This is a genomic window from Nonomuraea sp. NPDC050733 (genome assembly GCF_040654215.1).
Classification (GTDB): Bacteria; Actinomycetota; Actinomycetes; order Streptosporangiales; family Streptosporangiaceae; genus Nonomuraea.
Window position 1 is genome coordinate 357,261 of the sequence record NZ_JBFAHO010000002.1, and the last position, 19,379, is coordinate 376,639.

16 protein-coding genes and 1 tRNA gene are annotated in these 19,379 nt (G+C 72.1%); 9 read left to right on the forward strand and 8 right to left on the reverse strand.

Going from position 1 to position 19,379, the window contains the following annotated elements:
- Window positions 1–11: 11 nt before the first annotated feature.
- Window positions 12–1,019: a LuxR C-terminal-related transcriptional regulator gene (locus tag AB0H64_RS05275; RefSeq protein WP_357620303.1), complete on the forward strand. Its 1,008-nt coding sequence runs from the start codon at window positions 12–14 to the stop codon at window positions 1,017–1,019.
- A complete protein-coding gene (locus AB0H64_RS05280; RefSeq protein ID WP_357620306.1) occupies window positions 1,006–2,070 on the forward strand; it encodes a LuxR C-terminal-related transcriptional regulator in 1,065 nt (354 codons plus the stop codon). The genes AB0H64_RS05275 and AB0H64_RS05280 overlap by 14 nt, the downstream gene beginning before the upstream one ends.
- A gap of 74 nt (window positions 2,071–2,144) precedes the next feature.
- On the opposite strand, the gene AB0H64_RS05285 is transcribed toward AB0H64_RS05280, so the two are convergent.
- Window positions 2,145–2,837 (reverse strand): hypothetical protein, encoded by a 693-nt coding sequence (locus AB0H64_RS05285; protein WP_357620308.1) that lies wholly within the window; start codon window positions 2,835–2,837, stop codon window positions 2,145–2,147.
- A gap of 109 nt (window positions 2,838–2,946) precedes the next feature.
- On the opposite strand from AB0H64_RS05285, the gene AB0H64_RS05290 reads away from it, so the two are divergent.
- The 4 genes from AB0H64_RS05290 (at window position 2,947) to AB0H64_RS05305 (ending at window position 6,455) form a co-directional block, all read left to right on the forward strand.
- Entirely contained in the window at window positions 2,947–3,339 is a 393-nt protein-coding gene (locus AB0H64_RS05290; protein ID WP_357620310.1) for an OsmC family protein, read from the forward strand.
- 285 nt (window positions 3,340–3,624) lie between these two features.
- Window positions 3,625–4,551 (forward strand): nucleoside hydrolase, encoded by a 927-nt coding sequence (locus AB0H64_RS05295; protein WP_357620312.1) that lies wholly within the window; start codon window positions 3,625–3,627, stop codon window positions 4,549–4,551.
- A gap of 46 nt (window positions 4,552–4,597) precedes the next feature.
- Window positions 4,598–4,671 (forward strand) — tRNA-Lys (locus AB0H64_RS05300).
- 161 nt (window positions 4,672–4,832) lie between these two features.
- Window positions 4,833–6,455: an AbfB domain-containing protein gene (locus AB0H64_RS05305; RefSeq protein ID WP_357620314.1), complete on the forward strand. Its 1,623-nt coding sequence runs from the start codon at window positions 4,833–4,835 to the stop codon at window positions 6,453–6,455.
- A 115-nt stretch (window positions 6,456–6,570) separates the two neighbouring features.
- Here AB0H64_RS05305 and AB0H64_RS05310 read toward each other — a convergent pair whose 3' ends face one another.
- Together AB0H64_RS05310 and AB0H64_RS05315 are read right to left on the reverse strand one after the other, a co-directional pair.
- On the reverse strand, window positions 6,571–7,194 hold the full coding sequence (locus AB0H64_RS05310) for a hypothetical protein (RefSeq protein WP_357620316.1): 624 nt from the start codon (window positions 7,192–7,194) through the stop codon (window positions 6,571–6,573).
- Window positions 7,191–7,805: an RNA polymerase sigma factor gene (locus AB0H64_RS05315; RefSeq protein ID WP_357620318.1), complete on the reverse strand. Its 615-nt coding sequence runs from the start codon at window positions 7,803–7,805 to the stop codon at window positions 7,191–7,193. The genes AB0H64_RS05310 and AB0H64_RS05315 overlap by 4 nt, the downstream gene beginning before the upstream one ends.
- A gap of 224 nt (window positions 7,806–8,029) precedes the next feature.
- Here AB0H64_RS05315 and AB0H64_RS05320 point away from each other — a divergent pair, with 224 nt between their 5' ends.
- Complete coding sequence (locus tag AB0H64_RS05320) at window positions 8,030–8,284, forward strand: DUF2071 domain-containing protein (protein WP_357620320.1); 255 nt, start codon at window positions 8,030–8,032, stop codon at window positions 8,282–8,284.
- Here AB0H64_RS05320 and AB0H64_RS05325 read toward each other — a convergent pair.
- From AB0H64_RS05325 to AB0H64_RS05335, 3 genes are all read right to left on the reverse strand, one after another.
- Window positions 8,281–8,658 carry a hypothetical protein gene (locus tag AB0H64_RS05325; protein WP_357620322.1) on the reverse strand — a complete coding sequence of 126 codons (378 nt, stop codon included), beginning with the start codon at window positions 8,656–8,658 and terminating at the stop codon, window positions 8,281–8,283. The genes AB0H64_RS05320 and AB0H64_RS05325 overlap by 4 nt on opposite strands.
- Before the next feature lie 601 nt (window positions 8,659–9,259).
- A complete protein-coding gene (locus AB0H64_RS05330; protein ID WP_357620324.1) occupies window positions 9,260–9,853 on the reverse strand; it encodes an NADAR family protein in 594 nt (197 codons plus the stop codon).
- Window positions 9,854–10,020: 167 nt separating this feature from the next.
- Entirely contained in the window at window positions 10,021–11,511 is a 1,491-nt protein-coding gene (locus tag AB0H64_RS05335; RefSeq protein ID WP_357620326.1) for a glycoside hydrolase family 6 protein, read from the reverse strand.
- 201 nt (window positions 11,512–11,712) lie between these two features.
- Here AB0H64_RS05335 and AB0H64_RS05340 point away from each other — a divergent pair, with 201 nt between their 5' ends.
- A complete protein-coding gene (locus AB0H64_RS05340) occupies window positions 11,713–12,624 on the forward strand; it encodes an SMP-30/gluconolactonase/LRE family protein (RefSeq protein WP_357620328.1) in 912 nt (303 codons plus the stop codon).
- A 16-nt stretch (window positions 12,625–12,640) separates the two neighbouring features.
- Here AB0H64_RS05340 and AB0H64_RS05345 read toward each other — a convergent pair whose 3' ends face one another.
- Entirely contained in the window at window positions 12,641–15,880 is a 3,240-nt protein-coding gene (locus AB0H64_RS05345; RefSeq protein ID WP_357620330.1) for a GH92 family glycosyl hydrolase, read from the reverse strand.
- A 281-nt stretch (window positions 15,881–16,161) separates the two neighbouring features.
- Between AB0H64_RS05345 and AB0H64_RS05350 the strand changes: the two genes are divergently transcribed.
- Window positions 16,162–16,419 carry a DUF5988 family protein gene (locus AB0H64_RS05350; protein WP_357620332.1) on the forward strand — a complete coding sequence of 86 codons (258 nt, stop codon included), beginning with the start codon at window positions 16,162–16,164 and terminating at the stop codon, window positions 16,417–16,419.
- A 44-nt stretch (window positions 16,420–16,463) separates the two neighbouring features.
- Here AB0H64_RS05350 and AB0H64_RS05355 read toward each other — a convergent pair whose 3' ends face one another.
- Window positions 16,464–19,358 carry an AAA family ATPase gene (locus tag AB0H64_RS05355; protein ID WP_357620334.1) on the reverse strand — a complete coding sequence of 965 codons (2,895 nt, stop codon included), beginning with the start codon at window positions 19,356–19,358 and terminating at the stop codon, window positions 16,464–16,466.
- Between the last annotated feature and the right edge of the window lie 21 nt (window positions 19,359–19,379).

The following is a 19,379-nucleotide window of genomic DNA, read 5'->3' on the forward strand; positions in this document are numbered from 1 at the left end:
ATCATGGATGCATGCTGCGCATCCTCGGCCTGTCAGCGTCGGAGCAGGCCCTCTACGAGGCGCTGGTGGAGCACGCCCCCGTCACCGTCGAGGAGCTGGACCGGCTCGCCGCCGCGCACGCGCCGCCCGGGCTGGCCGGCACCGTCGCCGTCAGGCTGGAGGACCTCGGCCTGATCGCCCGCCTGCCCGAGGACCCGCCGCGGTTCGCCGTCGTACCGCCGGAGATGGGGCTGGAGGCGCTGATCAGCGAGCGGGCCCGCGAGCTCGCCGACGCCCGGCTGCGCGTGGCCCAGCTCGCCGCCCGCTATCACCGGAGCACGGCCGCCCAGGGCGCGGGCGGCCTGGTCGAGGTGGTGATCGGGCGGGAGGCGGTGCTGGACCGGTTCGAACAGCTCCAGCGCGGCACGCGCGGGGAGATCCGCGTCTTCGACGCGCCGCCGTACGTCGGCGTCGTAGGAGGCAACAGCCAGGAGTTCGACCTGTTGCGGCGGGGAGTCGACTACCGCGTGGTCTACGACCGGCGGGCCATCGAGGTGCGCGGAACCCTGCGGGCCATCGCGGACTACGTCGCCGCGGGCGAGCAGGCGCGTGTCGGCGACGTGCCGATGAAGCTGGTGCTCAGCGACTACCCCATGGCGCTGGTGCCGCTGCGCCACGACCTGCACATGGTCGAGTCGGCACTGGTCGTGCACGAGTCGGTCCTGCTCGATGCCCTGGCGGCGCTGTTCGAGATGTACTGGGAACGCGCGGTCCCCCTGCACGTCAGCCACGGCCGCGCCCGGCTGGCCGAGACGACGAGCCCGACCGGCACGCAGCGGGACCTGCTGGCCCGCCTCGTGGCAGGCCAGACGGACAAGGCGATCGCCGCCCATCTCGGCTGGAGCGACCGCACGGTACGCCGCCACGTCCACGCCATGATGATCCGGCTGGACGCCCGGACCCGCTTCCAGGCCGGTTACCAGGCCGTCCGGCGGGGCTGGCTCGCCGACCAGAAGGGCTCCCAGGATGACCCGGCCTGACGCGCCCGGCGACCGGCCGCCCCGAGCCCTGGGCGCGGCCGGGCAACCGGGGGCTCTGGGCCCGGCCGGACTCGGCCCGGAGGAGGAGGCGGTGTACGAGCTGCTCGTCGACCGCTCCCCGGCGACCCTCGCGGCGCTGTGCGCGGCGGCCGGCCTGCGCCCGGATCTGCTCCTGACCGTGCTCGGCTCCCTGGAGGCCAAGGGGCTGGTCACCAGATCGTCGTCCGGCGAGCAGGCCCGCTACGCCGCGGTCGCGCCGGAGGTCGCCCTCGACGTGCTCCTGGTGACCACCGAACGGCAGCTCCTGCGGGCCCGCGAGCACGCCGCCGAGCTGGACCGGGCCTTCCAGCGCCGCAACACCCGGAACACGCCTCCGGTCATCGTCGAGGTCGTGACGGGGAGGCGGGCGGTGCACCAGCGGTACGCGCAGATCCAGCGCGCGGCCCGCCACCGGCTGCGCTGCCTGTCCAAGCCGCCGTACTTCGACCCGTCGGGCAGCATGGCGGCGCAGCGCGAGCTGCTCGGCCGGGGTGTCGCCACCCGCATGATCTACGAGCGGGAGTTCGTCGACCGGCCCGGGGCGCTGCGCCAGATCGAAACCATGATCGGGGCGGGCCAGCAGGCGCGCGTGCTGCCCGCCCTGCCGATGAAGCTCTACCTCATGGACGACCGGCTGGCCCTGCTGCTCCTGCGGCACCAGCCGGACGATCCGGACGCCGACGCCGCACTGGTCGTTCACCCCTCCGGCCTGCTGGAGGCGCTGAGCAGGCTCTTCGAAGGGCTGTGGCAGCGAGCGCTGCCGCTGGGCCTGCGCTCGGCGGCCCCCGGCCAGGCGCCCTCCCGCACGTCTCCGGCCTCGCCCGACGACGAGCGCCTGATCGCCCTCCTGGTGGCGGGCCTCACCGACGAGGCCATCGCCCGCCAGCTGGGCATCGGCTACCGCACCGCGGAGCGCCGCATCGCCGACCTGATGAGCAGGCTCGGCGCCCACACCCGGTTCCAGGCCGGGGTCCAGGCGGCCTTCCGGTACCCGCATTCGGCGGAGGGCTGAGTCCCGTTCGCGGCTGGGCGGCTCCGGGCGTCCTCGGCCCCGCGGTGGGCGCTCCGGGTGTCCTCGGCCGGGCGCTAGGCGCTCTGGGTGTCCTCGACCCGGCGCGGGGTGAGGCGGAAGAGGCCGGCTTCGGCGTCGGCGGTCCTGATCCGCGCGCCGGGCACGGCCAGGCGGGACAGGGCCCCGCGGACGTACCTCCGGAAGGGGCGCGGGCCGGCCACGACCACCTCGCGGGTGGCGATGTCGGGCACCTGGCGCCGTAGTCCCGAGGCGCTCACCCGCTCCTTGACGCGGGGGTCGTGCTCGTCGCCGACGACCACCAGCAGGCCGTACTCGGCCTGGAGATCGCGCAGCTCGGGGGTCAGCCGGTCGGCCCGGTAGATGACCACGGTGTCGTCCGCGCGGCTCGCCAGCAGCTCCCGCAGCCGGGCCGGGACGAGGCCGGACGCGACGACCAGGACGCCCTGCGCCGGGGGCGGCGTGGTGTGGTGCCAGACGGCCATCACGGCCGCCATGCCGTACAGGATGAGGGAGCCGGTGCGGCTGAGACCCGTCACGTACGCGGTGGAGCTGAGCTGGTGCACCGGCACGAGCACGCCCGCCAGGTACGTCGCCAGCCGCAGCCGCTGCCGGGCCGCCTCGGAGCGCAGCAGGTCCGCGGCCTTGACCGACAGTAACCCGAGGGTGACGAGTAAGGCCGCCATCGCGTAGGCCGTGGGACGCCACGGGTACCCGAAGCCGGGCTGGATCGCACCGAACTCCGCCACGGCGACCCCGCACCAGAAGAGGACGGGCCACTGATCCGTTTTCGCCTTACCAACCATGACATTAACGATGCGTGCCGAACATGAGAGGTATCTGAGTAGGGTCTAAATCATGGCTAACGTGCGTGTTGAGCGGACCGATGACGGCGGATTCAGGGCGACCAACGCCCGCGGCGCCGAGGTCCGGATGGGCGGCGGCGACGAGGACGGGGTCTTCACGCCGGTCGAGCTGTTGCTGGCCGCCGTGGGCGGCTGCAACATCGTCACGGTGGAGCCGCTGACCGCTCAGAGAGGGCACCGGCTGGTGCGCCTGGCGATGACGGTGGCGGCCGAGAAGGCGGAGCCGAACCGCCTCGGTCCCGTGACGATCACCTACGACGTCGAGCTGCCGTCGGAGGAGGCCGGCGAGGTTTACCGGGCCGTGGCGGAGCGGGTGCACGAGAAGTACTGCACGGTGAGCCGGTCCCTCCAGGAGGGCACGGAGGTCCGGTTGGAGCTTTCATAGCCGGATTAGGGCGATATTCGACCCCGTTATGACGCGTCCGTTGCATTCCGCTCGGTAGTGTCGAGGCAGGTCAGAAGGTACGCCGACTGGCCGGAACAGGCTTTTACCGAGCGGACGCGGAGGGGGACCGTGGTCCGCAAGTGCGGGACCGCCGGCGTTTTGGGGGAAGCGTCGGCCTGGACCGCCTTCGATCGGGGCCGGGCAGGTTTTGGGGGAACTGCCCGGCCCCGATTCATGCCCGGAGCCAGGCGTCACGGCCGTCCCGTGAGCTCATAAGGTTCATCCGTGACAAAACTCCTCATCGACTGTGACCCCGGCATCGACGACGCCCTGGCCCTCGCCCTCGTGGCCGGCTCCCCCTCCCTGGAGCTCGCCGGCGTCACCACGGTCGGCGGGAACGTGGACCTCGCCCTCACCACCGCCAACGCGCTGGCCCTGAGGGAGTTCCTCGATCTCGGGGAGGTGCCGGTCGTGCCGGGCAGCCCCGGCGCGCTGCTGCGGAACGTCATCCGCGCCGACCGGGTCCACGGCAGCTCCGGCCTCGGCGACGCCGTCCTGCCCCCGGCCACCCGCCCCGCCGGGGACGGGCACGCGGTCGACTTCATCGTGGAGACCCTGCGCGCGGCCCCCGGCGAGATCACGCTCGTGGCCATCGGCCCGCTCACCAACATCGCGCTCGCAGTGCGCAAGGAGCCGCGCGTGGTGGAGTGGGCCCGCGACTTCGTGATCATGGGTGGCTCGTACACGCGGGGCAACACCAACCCGGCGGCCGAGTTCAACATCCTCGCCGACCCCGAGGCCGCCGCCATCGTCTTCGACGCCGGCTGGACGGTCACGATGCTCGGCCTGGACGTCACGCTCACCGCCCTGGTCACCACCGACGTCCTGGACCGCGTGCGCCCCTTGGGCCGGCTCGCCGAGCTGCTGGTGGTGCCGGCCGCCACGGCGTACGGCATGGTCACGGCCGACGGCGGCCCGGCCATCCACGACGCCTGCGCGATCGCCTACGTCCTGGACCCGTCGCTGTTCACCTGCGTGCCGGCCGTGGTCCAGGTGGAGACGGCCGGCCGGTACACGTCCGGGATGACCGTGACGGATTTCAAGGTGGGCGACCGCCGGTCGAACGCCCTGGTCGCGACGTCGCTGGACGTCAAGAGGTTCTGGGACGTGGTCCTGGACGCGTACGCCGGGCTGGCCGCCCGCCTCGGCTGAGTGTGCGGGTGGTCCGTGGCGGCTGCTACAGTTACACCTGTTGCGGGCGCCGCTAGCTCAGTTGGTTAGAGCAGCTGACTCTTAATCAGCGGGTCCGGGGTTCGAGTCCCTGGCGGCGCACCTCGATGAGGAAGCCCCGGCTCACCTTGAGTGAGCCGGGGCTTCTTTCGTCACCCGCCGTCCCGTCGTTCATGTCGCCCGAAAAAGGGCTATGTCGCATGTCGTGTCCCCTCGCCTGGTGAAGAGTGTCTCCTGACGAGTTTCCTGACGAGAGGACTGACATGGGTCTCCAGGCCAGCCGGCGTGACGTGTTGAAGGCGGCGGCAGGGGTGGCCGTGCTCCCCGCCCTCGCGGGCCGGGCATGGGCGGCGGAGCGGGTGGCGGCGCCGTTCCGGCATCCCGGGCTGCTGCACACCCAGGCCGACTTCGACCGGATCGCCGCGGCCGTGCGGGCCGGGGCTCAGCCGTACAAGGCGGGGTGGGAGAGGCTGGTGGCCAACGGGCGCTCGGCGAGCACCTGGAAGCCGCGCCCGCTGGCGACCGTGGTGCGCGGCGGCGACGGGCAGAACTACCCGCAGCTCTACAACGACATCCACGCGGCGTACCAGAACGCGCTGCGCTGGCGGATCAGCGGCGACAAGGCGCACGCCGACACCGCGAGCGCCATCCTCAACGCCTGGTCCGCCACGCTCAAGACGGTCACCGGCAACGCCGACCGGTTCCTCGCCGCCGGCATCTACGGCTACCAGTTCGCCAACGCCGCCGAGCTGATGCGCGACTACCCCGGCTTCGAGGTCGCGCGGTTCCGCACGATGCTGCGCACGGTCTTCCACCCGCTGAACGAGGACTTCCTGACCCGGCACAACGGCGCCTGCATCACCAACTACTGGGCCAACTGGGACCTGTGCGCCATCGCCTCGGTCATGGCCATCGGCGTCTTCTGCGACGATCGGGCGATGTTCGACCGGGCCGCCGACTACGTCAGGAACGGCAAGGGCAACGGCTCGATCATGAACGCGATCCCGTTCCTGCACCCCGGCGGCCTCGCCCAGTGGCAGGAGAGCGGACGCGACCAGGGGCACACCATGATGGGCGTCGGCCTGATCGGCACGATCGCCGAGATGGCCTGGAACCAGGGCCTCGACCTGTACGGCCACGCCGACAACCGGATCATGAAGGCCGCCGAGTACATCGCCCGGTACAACCTGGGCCAGTCCGTGCCGTTCACCACCTACACCTGGGGCACCGGCACGAACTGCGCCCGCCGCGAGCAGACCGTGATCTCGGACGCCGGACGCGGCCAGGACCGGCCGGTGTGGGAGCTGCTGTACAACCACTACGCCAACCGCCGGGGCCTGGCGGTGCCGTACACCAAGGCGTACGCCGAGCGGGTGCGCGCCGAGGGCGGCGGCGGCGACTACGGGCCCAACAGCGGAGGGTTCGACCAGCTCGGCTTCGGCACGCTGCTGTTCACCCGCCCCGCCGCCACCACCGGCGGGGCCCTCCTCCAGACGGGGACGACCCGGCGGCTCCTGTCGATCAACTTCTGGGACGAGGGGATCGGCGCCTCCGGGGCGCTCGGCGTCCTGGGCGCGGCCGCGCCCCTCCAGGTCGTGCCGGGCCTGGCCGACGCCAAGGGCTACTCGTTCGTGGACGGGGACGGGCGCTTCCTGCGGCACAAGGACTTCCGGCTGAGGTTCGACGGCGACGACGGCAGCGCGCTCTTCGAGCGGGACGCGACCTTCCACGCCCGCGCGGCGGCGGGCTCAGGGAGGGTGCGGCTGGAGTCGGCCAACTATCCGGGCCGCTTCGTCCGCCATCGCCACCACCAGCTCTGGCTCGACAAGGACCAGGACACCTCCGCCTTCCGCGCCGACAGCACCTTCCGGCCGGCCGCTCCCTGACCGGCCGCACCTACCGGCCCTTCGGCGACCGCCAGGCGGCCGCGGGGTGGACCTGCGACAAGGCGCTTATGGTTCGGTTGCAGGTCCACACCGAGTGCTTCACCGGCGTGCGGGATCAGCCGCCGACGCCGCCGTCGGGGCCCTCCCGCATCACGGGGCCGCCGGGAACGACCTCGCATGGCGTCACCGGGCCGGTCGCGACCCGGTAGCGGGCACTGGCCATGCTGTTGTCCCCATCTTCCTCGTACCACATGGTGTAGACGAAGGTCTGCTCCGGCTTGATCTGCTCCGGATGCAGCCTCCAGTAGTCATCCTCCCCTTCAGCCGGTGGTTCGGTGGTGAGCAGGGCCGGATTGTCCGGCAGGTACGTGCCCCGGGGCTCCTTGCATTGCTTGCCGGCCGGCAGGAAGGTCACGCTCGCCTGCACGCCGAGGTTGCGCAACTGGTGTTCGATCACCTCGGGTCGCTTGTAGTCCCTGACGTAGATCTTGATGGACCCGTCCGATTCGCGGATCACCGCGTTCGCCGGGGCGGCACCCTGGCCCAGCAGCACGGGGACGCCGATCGCCAGTGCGGCGGCGGCTGCGGTCCCCAGGACGGCCAAGCCCAGCCAGCGACGGCGCGGGCTTACCGGTGCAGCTGCGGGCTTCTGCTCGATCATGGCCATGAGGTGTGCCTTTCGGAGTGAGTGCCGGGCGGCAGGAAGGTCGCGTTCTTCCGGAAGCTCGTGGTCAGTCACAGCTCCTCTCCCTTCTTGCGGAGCGCTGAGAAGCGCTCACTCCATCTGTGTCCGGGCCGTGGTTCGGGTTCCTTTTCCAGGAGCCTTTTCAGGCGGCTTCGAGCCCGGGACAGCCGCGAGCGCACCGTGCCCACCGGGACGCCCAGGGCGACGGCCGCTTCCTCGTAGGTCAACTCCGACCAGACGCAAAGGGCGAGGACTTCCTGGTCCGCCGGCGGCAGCCGGTCCATCAGCGCCAGGATCTCGCGCATCCGGTGCTCGTCGTCGATTCGCCCGGCGATGTCCTCGGCAGGGTCGGGTTCGTACGCCTGGGGCGGGAGCTGTTCCAGTGCCGCCTTGTGGCGGCGCAGCGACCGGTGCCGGTTGCGCAGAACGTTGTTGGCCACGCCGAGCAGCCAGGGGAGCGCGCTTTCGTGGCGGATCCGCACCTCGCCCCGCCGCCGCCACGCCTCCAGGAACACCACCGAGGTGAGATCTTCGGCGGCCGACCAGTCCGCGGTACGGCGGAAGCAGTGGTTGTAGACGTCGCGCGCGTACTTGTCGAACAAGGCCCCGAAGGCATCGCTGTTCCCCTCGGCCGCGCGGGACCATAATTCGAGATCAGTGCTCACGCCAGGTCTGTGTCCGCACGTCGGGTCCAGTTCCCTGTGACAGCCGCCACAGGCGATCAAGCTCCCGCTGGCCGATTTCGGACCGGCGCCATGCTTCCCGCGCCGTGGGTGTCCAGGGCCGACGGGCGTCCACCGACGCGGCCGCGCCCCGGTACAGTCCTCCAGGGCCGCTACCAGGACGGCATTTGCGCCCGGATGCAAGATCTGTCTCTCCAGCGCTAACGGTGGAGACCTACGACGGGGCCGCGTATGTCGGGCTCCCGCCGTCCCTGATGAAGGACGTGCGGGTGCCTGGCGTGCCGGCTCTGCCGTGGGTCTCCGAGTTTCCCGAGACCAACGTCCGGACGTATGTCCACGAGGCCCAGGGACGTAGCGGGCTATGGTTCCTCTCGCCGGACGCCGGGCGGTTGCCGGCCGCGTTGGGGGGCCGGGCCGGGTTCTGGCTGCCGTACTACCGGTCTGAGGAGCAGTCCTTCTAGAGCTCGCTGCCGGGGCACTTCGCGAAGTTGATGCCGGGTCCGTACTTGACATTCGCGGCCGACATCCAGCCCCACGTGCGGGTGCCCTTGATCTGCATGTAGCCCCACGGTGTGCCGTAGCTGTTGATCACCCAGCAGTGAACCCACAGCTTGGTGCCTTTGGGGACGTTCCTGATGGTGGCGCACCTGCTGCCCTGGTAGGGCCCGGCCTTGAGGTTGAACGAGCCGGTCATGGTCACGTAGCCGGGGTCCCGGTTGGCCACCCGGGGATGCGGGCAGCCGAGCTCGGTGGTGGTGGCGCTCGCGGCGGGGGCGGCGACGAGGGCGGTGGCGGTGATGGCGCCGGCCGCGACGAGGGCCTTGAGTGTCTTCATGGTTGACCTCCTGCTTGAGTTCGTGGTGACATCGTGCGTTCCGGGCTGTTGAGACGGCGTTGAGTCCGTGTTGAGGCCGGTGGACCCCGAAGGGAGCGACCCTTCCGGTTCGCCTTCTTCTCCTGTGCCTCTCGCCGCGCCCGATGGCCAGGCACATGTCGCTCGCGCCGTTGACGTATGCCCCGCCGGGCCCGGCGGCGGCCAGGTCACACGTGCGTGTGACTTGGCCCCCTGGCGGTTCTCAGCGGCAAGCGGTCCCGTGACCGCTTGCCCGCCGAGGCCTGTGCCACCAGGATCGTGGCGGCAAGATTGTTCGGCATCCCTCATCGGGCAGGCGAACAATGCTTTCTCGGCGAACGGATACTCTCCGCGCCTCCCCAATCGGTGGCAGCGGCTCCTGACTACCTGATCGACCTTCCCGCGGGCTCTGGTCAACGGCCCGATCCCGGCAACCGCAGACCCTCGTCGCCCTCGCCGAGGAGGATCGGTGGCGGTACCGGTGCCGGCGGCTGTGGGCCGGGTCCACGGGGGCGCGGGAGGACGCCGACGCCGAGGTACTGCGGTTGCCCGTCGAGCCACCACGTTGTCGCACCCGCGAAGGCTAGCTGGTCGTGCCGGGCGGCTGGACGCCGGCGGCGAGGGTGGCGCGGACGGTCATCAGGGCGAAGCCGAGCAGGTTGGTGCCCCGCCACGTCGAGGGGCGGGCGGCGCGTTCGTCCGTGGCCGTGAGGCCGATGCCCCACACCCGGTCGTTCGGGGCCGCCTCCACCAGGACGCGCCCGGCCGTGCCCGCAAGGAAGCCGCCCAGCTCCGCGTCCTGGCCGAACTTGGCGAGGTTGCCCCGGACCACGATGTCGAAGCGGCGGGCGTTCCACTGCTCCTCGTCGAAGTTCCGCACGGTACGGCCGAGCTTCTTGGCCTCGCCCGGGTGGCTCGCGGCGAGGATCGCCTCCGCCGTCTCGTCGTCGCCGAACAGCCACGCCTTGCCGGCCATCATGTAGTGCTCGGCCGAGGCGAACGTGTGCCCGTCGCAGGTGAAGGCGGCCGGCCACCACTGCGACAGGCAGCCGGGGCCGACGCCGCCGTCGCGAGCCGGGCGGTGGCCCCAGAAGTAGAGGTAGCGCAGGGTGCGACCGGCCTGCTCGGCGGCGACGGCCTCGTCGAGGCTGAGCGGGAGGGGGAGGGAGCTGGACATGGGGATCACCGTGGCACAGGCGCGCGTCCACGGTCGAGGGATATTTCGTTGGTGAAGGGGGAGCACACCCCGCACCTCCGGGACCGTCGTGAGTGGTCGCGCGCGGCCGCGGTCGGGTGGCTGCGCCGGAGGTGGGGGCGTCGCTCGTCGTGAGGCGAGAAGCGGCGTCAGGTGCCGTCGATGAGGCGGATGGCGATGGCCGGGCTGAACTGGCCGGCCGGGACGCCGGACGCGATGCCGCAGTTGCCGTCCGAGTCGCCGGGCACCTTCACCCACAGCAGCATCTCGGCCGCCCCGCCCGCCTGGGCCGGGACGCCGAGCTTGCGGCCGGCCGGGTTGCACCACTCGCCGTTGGAGCCGTTGCCGTTGCGGCTGGTGTCGATGACGTACTTGGCGGTGCCGCCGAGCGCGGAGTTGACGGCCTTGGCGTAGGTCGCCGACTCGCTGGTGGTGTAGTAGTTCGAGACGTTCACCGAGAAGCCGCGGATGTTGCGCACTCCCGCGTTGGCCAGGCGCGTGGCCATGGTGCCCGCCGCCACCCAGCCGGAGTTGCCGCCGTCGAGGTAGGCCCACGTGTTGGCGGCCTTGTCGCGGAACTGCTGGGTGGCGTACGTGAGCATGCGGTTGCGCTCCTGGACGGCCGCGTCGCTCATGCAGTTGAAGTCGCCGAGGCTGTCGGGCTCGATGACGACGACCGCGGGGCGGCTGCCGACGGCCGAGGCGAAGGCGGAGATCCACGTCTTGTACGCGGCCTCGCTCCCGGCGCCGCCGCCGGAGTGGCCGCCGCAGGCGTCACGCCCGGGGATGTTGTACGCCACGAGGACGGGCAGCTTGCCGGCCTTGTCGGCGGCGGCAACGTAGGAGGACACGGCCGAGCCGATGTCGCTGTTCCAGTTGCCGAACCAGCGGGCCATCGGCTTGGACGCGATGGCGGACTTGATGCGGGCGGCGCGGGAGTCACCGGAGTTGTCGCGCACCCAGATGGCCGGGTTGGAGCCGGGGTCCACGTAGAAGCCGTCGGTCTGGGCGAGCGGGCCGGAGCCGGGCTTCGGGGTGGTGGTCGCCGTGGACGTGGGCGTCGGCTTCGGCGTGCTCGTCGGCTTGGGGCTCCCGGTCGGCGTAGAAGTCGGCGTAGGAGCCGGGGTGGCGGAGGACGTCGCGGTGAGGGAGATGTTGTCCACGGAGAAGGTGAACCCGGCGTTCTTGCCGAGCTGGAAGGACACCTGCCCGCCGGTCGTGGCGAGGGTGGAGGTGAAGGGGAAGCTGTAACGCTTGCTCGTGGTGCCGAGCGAGAAGGTCTTGGTGAGCGTCCGCGTGTACGGCGAGGCGGCGAGCTGCACGGTGGTGACGGCGCTGACCGGCGCCGAGGCGGAGGCGTCGAAGGAGAGCGTGTAGGCCTTGTCCTTGGCCAGCGTGATGGCGTTCTGGCCGATCATGGCGTCCCAGGGGTTGGCCGTGCCGCCGGTCACCTTGACCTGGAGCCGGCCGCCGCTGACGGCCATCGAGGTGCCGGCGGAGCCCCACCAGGGTGTGGTGCCGCCGGCGAAGGTGCCGTTGACCACGAGCTCGGTCGCCGCGGAGGCGGGTGTGGTGACGGTGGCCGTGGCCACCGTCGCGGCCGAGGCGGTGATCGCCAGCACGCGGGTTAACAACCGCATGTATTCGTCCTTTCGGGCGATGCAATAACGGAGCCCCCACTATCACAGGAGACCAATGATCATGTGGCGAAATGTCGGAACATGGGGTGGGGCGGGCTAAGGGGGCCTCGCGCCGGGTAAGGGGTATGGGCGCTGGTCGGAAGGGGTTCAAGCGGCCCGGGTGATCTGGTAAGAATGATCCACGCTGAGGAGGGTCCGCGCATGGATCTCGTACCGCTCGAACTCGAAGCGCTGGACCCCCGGGTCGCCGTTGTCGGCGGCGACAGGTGGCTCGAACGCCTTCACCGGGGCGCCCGCTGGACCGAGGGCCCCGTCTACTTCCCGGCGGGCCGCTTCCTCGTCTGGAGCGACATCCCGAACGACCGCATGCTGCGCTGGGACGAGCTGACCGGCGCCGTCGGCCCGTTCCGCGAGCCGGCCGGCTACACCAACGGCAACACGCTCGACCGCGAGGGTCGCCTGGTCTCCTGCGAGCACGGCGCCCGCCGCGTGACCAGGACCGAGCACGACGGCTCCATCACCGTGCTGGCCGACCGATGGCGGGGCAAACGGCTCAACAGCCCCAACGACGTGGTGGTCCGCTCCGACGGGTCCGTCTGGTTCACCGACCCGCCGTACGGGATTCTCAGCGACTACGAGGGACACCGCGCCGACCAGGAGATCGACGGCTGCCACGTGTACCGGATCGACCCGGTCACCGGCGAGCCCCGCGTCGTGGCCGACGACTTCGCCCGGCCGAACGGGCTGGCGTTCTCCCCGGACGAGAGCCGCGTCTACATCGCCGACACCGAGCGCGACCACGTGCGGGTCTTCGACGTCGACGACGACGGCAGCCTGTCGGGCGGCAAGGTGTTCGCCGAGCACACCGGCAAGGGCGGCTTCGACGGGCTGCGGCTCGACGACGCGGGCCGGGTGTGGGCGGCCGTCGGCAGGGCGATCCACTGCTACGACCCCGACGGCACGCTCCTCGGCCGGATGATCCTGCCGGAGGCCGCCTCCAACCTCGTCTTCGGCGGCCTCAAGCGCAACAGGCTGTTCATCACCGCGACGACGTCCGTGTACTCGATCCTGCTGAGCGTCAGAGGAGCCCGCCCGGTGTGGGCGAGCTCCTGAAAGACGTCCCGGCAGGCTAGGCGAACGCCCACGCGAACAGGTGGATCTCCCCGTCCTCAGGGGTGGAGAACGTCACGCTCTTCACCGTCTTGGCCGGGTCCAGCGCGATCGGCTGCGCCGCGAAGACGTGCGCGCCGATCGGCTGCAGCGCCCACGACCCCCAGAACAGCCGGTACGGCGCGCTGGCCACGATCTCGTTGCCGAACGCGGGCTGCTCTCCGCCGAAGTCGAGGATCCACTCGCTGAAGCCGAGCTTCCCGGTGCCGGTCGAGCCGTCGGTGTAGGTGACGGTCACCTCCGACTCGGGCCAGCCGTTGACCCCGGCCCCGAGGAAGGCGAGCTTGGTGGCCCCGGCGGGCGCGGCCATCTCGATCGGCTGGGTGCCGGGCCGCAGGTTGTCCCACTGGCCGGGCTTGCGGCTCGGCCAGGTGAACGTGAAGCCCTTCCAGGCGAACGTGCCGCCCGGCTTGAGCCCGGCGTCGGCCAGGGACTGCGCCGGGTAGCTGAAGCCGGGGCCGTCGATGTTGGCCTCGTCGGGCACGGCGGCGTCGCCGATGCCGGAGTTGTTGTGGTACCAGGCGATCGTGCCGCGCTTGGCCACGTTGAGCCGGGTACTCGCGGTCACTCCGCTGCTGCTGCTCCCCGCCGGGTTGTCCACACTGATGGGCACGGTCACCAGGTTCAGCGCGGTGCCCGCGGCCACGGAGATCCGCACCTTCACGGCGGCCCTGCCGCCGGCCGGCACGCTCAGCGTCCCGCTCCCCGGTGACACGATGATGCCCGCAGGCGGCTTGGCCTGCCATGTCACGGTGGCCGCCGCGCCGAGCGACTGCACCGACAGCTCCGCGTCGACCGCGCCGCCGGGCTCGACGGGCGCGGCGCCGGGGGTGAGGCCGGCGACGTACGGCTTGGAGCCCTGGCCGAACGAGGGCGGGGCGTTGCGCGGGTCGGCCCCGAAGGTCAGGTTCGGCGACGAGCCGAGCGTGAAGTCGAGCCGCCCGCCCTGGGTCGCGAACGACTCCGGCAGCCACGCCTTACCGGTAGCCACGCCGTTGACCCGTAGCGTCTGGATGTAGCGGTTGGCCGGGTTGGGCGCGCTGACCACGATGTCGCCCGCCGGCCGGGAGACCGTGACCTTGTCGAACAGCGGTGTGCTGACCAGCAGCTCGGCCCGGCCGGGGATGGCCGGGAACAGGCCCATGGCCGACCACACGTACCACGCGCCCATGGTGCCGAGGTCGTCGTTGCCGACGAGCCCGTCCGCGCCGGAGGTGAACAGCTCCTGCTGCACCCGGCGCACCACGTTCTGCGTCTTGTACGGCTGCCCCGCCCACGCGTACAGCCACGGCGACGGCAGCGCGACCTCGTTGCCCAGGTACGCGTACGCCTCGGCCGGGCCGGCGTTGAGCTTCTTGAAGTAGCCGTCGAGCCGCGGGATGACCTTGCTCAGGCCGCCCATCGCGGTGAACAGGCCCTGCGGGTTGTGCGGCACCATCCAGTGGTACTGGGCGCCGTTGCCCTCCATGTAGACGCTGGGCGCGGCCGGGTCGAACGGCGCGATGAACGACCCCTCACCCATGCGCGGCTGGATCCAGCCGTTGCCCGGGTTGTAGAGGTTCTGCCACGACTGGGCGCGCTTCATGAACTCCGTGGCCGTCGCCTGGTCGCCGAGCCGGGTGGCGAGCTGCGCGATCCCGAAGTCGGCCACGGCGTACTCCAGCGTGGAGGACGGGTCGGACGGGACGAAGCCCTTGGCCATGTAGTCGGCGTTGCCGGGGCGCTCGTCGTACTGGGCCTCCGGGTGGCCGATGTCCTGCGGACCGACGCGCCGGGCGGCGGCGGCCATCGCCTTCAGCGCCGCCGCCGAGTCGAAGCCGCGCGCCCCGAAGGCGTACATCGTGGACAGGATGGAGTGGTACGGGTCGCCGACCATGACCCCGGTGACGGCCGTCTGGTGCGACCAGCGGTCCCAGACGTTGCCCAGGGCCTGGGCGTTGTCGTACATCGACTGGGCGATGTCGGCGGCCACGTCCGGCACGAGCAGCGCCAGGAGCTGCACCTCGGTCCGGTAGATGTCCCAGCCGGAGAACGTGGCGTACTGGTGGTGCCCCGCGCGCACGGTCCTGGGCTTGCCGTCGAAGCCGGTGTAGGTGCCGTCCACGTCCTCGAAGACGTACGGCTGGAGCAGCGTGTGGTACAGGTTGCTGTAGAACGTGCGGCGCTGGTCCTCGGTGCCGCCGGCGACCCGGATCTGGCCGAGGCGCTTGTCCCAGACGGCGGTGGCCTCCTGGCGCACCTGGTCGAGGGCCTTGTCGCCGATCTCCTTGTCCAGGTTGTTCCGCGCGCCGTCGATGCTCACGTACGACAGGCCGACGCGCATCTGCACCGGCTTGGCGGGGTCGAACTCCAGGTACGCCCCGGAGCCGGGCCCGTTGACGGTGACGTCGGTGCCGGTGACCAGGTCGGCCCGGACGCGGGCCTTGGAGGCGTCGTTGGAGATGGTCTGCGTCCCCGGCCGCACCTCGTCGTTCTTCCACGTGCCGTAGCCGGTGAACGGCTGGTCGAACGTGGCGTGGAAGTACACCTTGTACCGGAGGGGCGGGCCGCAGAAGCCGCCCGTCTTCACCCAGCCCTCGACCGTGTTCTGGCCGATGCGGGTCTCGCCGTCGTCGATGCCGTTGATGGAGCCGCTGGTGTTGAGCAGCAGCGTGGCGGGCTTGCCCTGCGGGAAGGCGAAGCGGGCGACGCCGGCGCGGGCGCTGACCGAGATCTCCGTGGAGATTCCGGTGTCGAGCGTGCTGCTGTAGTAGCCGGGCGCGGCCTTCTCGTTCTCGTGCTTGAACGTCTGGACGTAGTCCATGCCGTGGGTGGCGGGCGAGCGGGCGATCTTCCCGGAGAACGGCATGACCGGGAAGTCCTGGGCGCCGTTGCAGCCGGGCCCGGAGATGTGCGTCAGGGAGAAGCCGCGCAGCCGGTTGTCCTCGTACTGGTAGCCGCCTCCGGCGTCCTCGACCGTGTCGGGACTCCACTGCATCATGCCGAACGGGAGAACGGCGCCGGGGAACGTCATGCCGCCGCCCCCGCCGTGGCCGAAGTCGGTGGCCGCCTCCTTCGTGCCGTGGAAGACGTTGACCAGCTCGGTCGGGCTGACGTCGACGCCCACCTCGGCGGCGGCGGTCACGGGGGGCGGGGCGCCGGGCGGCAGGGCCAGGGCTGCCAGCAGAACGGTGACGGTAGGTAAGGACCATGGGGACATGGCGGGCCTCCAGAAGGCGGTTTGCAGCATCGAAACGCCGATCACCGGAGGCGGTCAACGAGCAGAAACGGCGGGCAGAGCCTGCCATCGGCGGGGGCCGTCCGCGGCTCGAATAGGGGTTGGCGCGCGCCCGGGGTCGTTGGCACATTCGCAGGAGGCCCCTGTGTCGCACCCAGCCGGAGGAGATCCCGCGATGACCGTCCCGCCCAGGCGCCGGCCCGCGCGCCGCGGGAGCCGCTCCGACATCCCGCTGTGAACCCTGCCGTCCAACAGGAGGCACCATGTCCCATCTCGCCCCGTCCCATCCCGCCCCGGCCCAGGCTTCTTTCACGCAACAGGTCACCGCCGTCCTCGTGGGCGGACCCGACCACCTGCCGGGGGACCGGCGCGTCCAGCGGGTCAGCGCCGGCACCGACACGCTCAAGCTGCCGCACGGCGCCGGGTACGAGCACTTCCGGCACCACGGCGAGAGCACCACGGTCGACGGCGTGGACGCCCTCGTCTTCCAGTGGGTCATGCACACGGCCATCGCGGAGTGACCCGCCGCCTCCCCGGCCCCTCCGGGGGCCGGGGTCCGGCCGCGTCAGGCCTGGCGGCTCATCAGGTCGGCGGGCAGCTCGGTCCGGCGGGTGACGTTGAGCTTGCGGTAGATACGGGTCAGGTGCTGCTCCACTGTGCTGACCGTGATGAACAGCTTGCCGGAGATCTCCCGGTTGGAGTAGCCGTCGGCGGCCAGCGCCGCGACGCGCCGCTCGGCGTCGCTGAGCACGGGCCGCACGCCGCCCTGCTCCGCCTCGCCGTCCTCGTCCTCGCCCGGCGCGAGGTCCGGGTCCAGGACCGTGATCCGGCACTCGTCGGCCAGGGCGCGCGCCCGCCGTCCCACCATCCACGCGCGCCGGAACTCGCCCATCGCCCGGTACGCCTCCGTGAGCTCGCCGAGCGTCCTGGCCAGCTCGTACCGGTCGCCGCTCGACTGGAGCAGCTCGGCCGACTGGCGCAGCATCATGACGCGGTGGCGCGGCTCGCCGACGGCGGCCAGCAGCCGCAACCCCGCCCCGTGGACGCGAGCGGAGCGGCGGTCGCAGCGGGCGAGCTGGTCCTCCACGAGCACCCGCGCCTCCTCCGGCTCCTCCAGCCGGATCAGCGCCTCGGCCACGTCCAGCCGCCACGCGATGAACCCCGGCGCGTCCAGCCCCCACGCCCTCATGAGCTCGCCGCACAGCCGCAGGTCGCGCAGCGCCTGCCGGGGCTGGCCGGCCATCAGGTGGAAGCGGCCCCTGCCGTACAGGTAGTGCAGGCCGAACCGGGTCTCCAGCATCGCCTCCGGCACCGGCCGGTCCGCCTGGGGCAGGAACTCCTCGAACCTGCCCATGGCCGCGCCCGCCAGCAGCAGGCTGCCGATCGGGCCGCCGACGGCCACGCCCCAGCTCCCCGGCGGGATGATCTCCAGAGCGCGCCGCGCGTCGTCCACCGCGCCCGCGAGGTCGCCCCGCCGCAGGTGGATCTCCGCGCGGATCGCGGACAGCCGGGCCTGTCGGCTGGGGGCGTGGCGGGAGGCGGCCTCGGCGATGAACGCGTCGCACCACGGCGCGGCCCGATCCGCCCGGCCTGTGTAGGTGAGGGTGAGCAGTGCGCTCTCGACGGTGTCCATGGACATCTCGTCCAGGCGGCAGCCGCGCAGCACCCGCTCGGCCGTGGCCGCCGGCTCGTCGGGGCACTCGTCGGCCAGCGCGCGGGCCAGCGCCCCCGCCGACTCCAGGCGGCGGCCGACGCTGAGCGAGTGCGCCGCGCCGCTGGCCTGCTCGTCGCTGAGCTTCGGCAGGTGCGGCAGGAACGACGGGTAGCTGCTGCGGAACCAGGCGCGGGCGGCCGCCAGCTCGGCCACGGTCTCGCGGTCCGGCTCCGCCAGCTCGCCGAGGCGGGCGAGCACGTCCTTGGCGTCGGTGTCGTGGCCGTGCCACAGCAGCGCCTTGGCCAGCACCACGGCGTCGCCGCCGCCCAGGTGGCCGTTGCGCAGCGCGGTGGTCAGCTCGGCGAGGTGGCCGGCGGGGGTGCTCGGGTTGATGCGCCACTTGGCGCGGACCAGCGTGGTGGTGATCCGGGCGCGCCGCCGCTCGTCGGCGCACGCCTGCCAGGCCAGCTTGAGGTACTCGATCGCGGGCTCCACGTCGCCGTCGCGCAGCGCCTGCTCGGCGGCCTCCTCCAGGACGGGCAGCGCCCACGGGTGACCGGCGTGGCCGCCCCGGATGAGGTGGTCGGCCACGGCCGCCACGGGGGCGCCGTCGTGGTAGGCCAGCTCGGCGGCGCGGCGGTGCAGGAGAGCGCGCTCGGCGCCGTCCAGCCCGGCCAGCACCGCGGCCCTGGCCGCCTCGTGCCGGAACCGGCCGCCGTCGAGCAGCCCGGCGCCGGTCAGCGCCTGCTCCGCCCGCGCCGCGTCCAACTCGCCCTCCAGCCGGTCCGGCTCACCCCCGTACAGCCGGTCCGTCTCCACACGTGCGGTCGTGTCTCCACGCCCAGCCGTCTCCGCACGTGCGGTCGTGTCCCCACGCCCAGCCGTCTCCCCAGCTGCGGTCGTCTCCGCGCGTCCGGTCGTGTCCCCGGTGTCGGCGCGGCCGAGGAGGCGGGCCGCGGCGGCGGTGGTCCCGGCCACGGCCAGCGCGCGGGCCATGAGCAGGGCCTCCGGGCCGGCGCGGTGCAGGCAGGCGACGACGGCCTCGCCGTACCTGTCGCCCGGGGCGCCGGTGTCCTGGAGGTCCTCCAGCGCGGCGTCCACGAGCAGCCGGTTGCCCCCGCTCACCTCGTGGCAGCGCGCCGCGAACCGGGCCGCCGCCTCCTCGCCCGCCAGCCGCGCCACCCGCTCGGCGACGCCCTGCTCCGTCAGGTGGCCGAGCCGCACCTGCCGGCAGTGCGGCTGCCTGAGGACCTCGGTGTGCAGGAGGTTCGGGAGGCGGGCCTGGTGTCCGGGCGTGCCGAACACCAGCATGATCCGCGCGTACTTCACCCGCCGCGCCAGGTACGACAGACAGAGCTGGGAGGCGCGGTCGGCGTGGTGCATGTCGTCGACCGCGATGACCAGCGGGCAGCGCTCCGACAGCTCCAGCAGCACCGTGCAGAGCGCGTCCACGATCTGCACGTCCACGTGCTCGATCGAGTCGGCGCGCGGGTCGCTGGAGATGTGCGCGCGGGCGCCCTCCTGCAGCAGGCGCAGCGTGGTGGCGCGGTGCTCCTCGGTCATCGGCGCGTTGTGGAGGAGCTGCGACAGCACGCCGAGGGGCAGGTCGCGCTCGGCCCGCGAGCCCATGGCGCTCAGCGGCAGCGCGCCGTGCTCGAACGCGTCGTCGGCGAAGCCGTACAGCAGCCGGCTCTTGCCGGTGGCGATGGCGCCCGTGACCAGGGCGATCCGGCCGCGGCCGGCCACCGCCTCCGCCAGGAGCCCGTGCAGCAGGGCCATGGCCTGCCGTTCGTCGTCCACGGCCATGATGGCCCTCCTCGGTGTCGT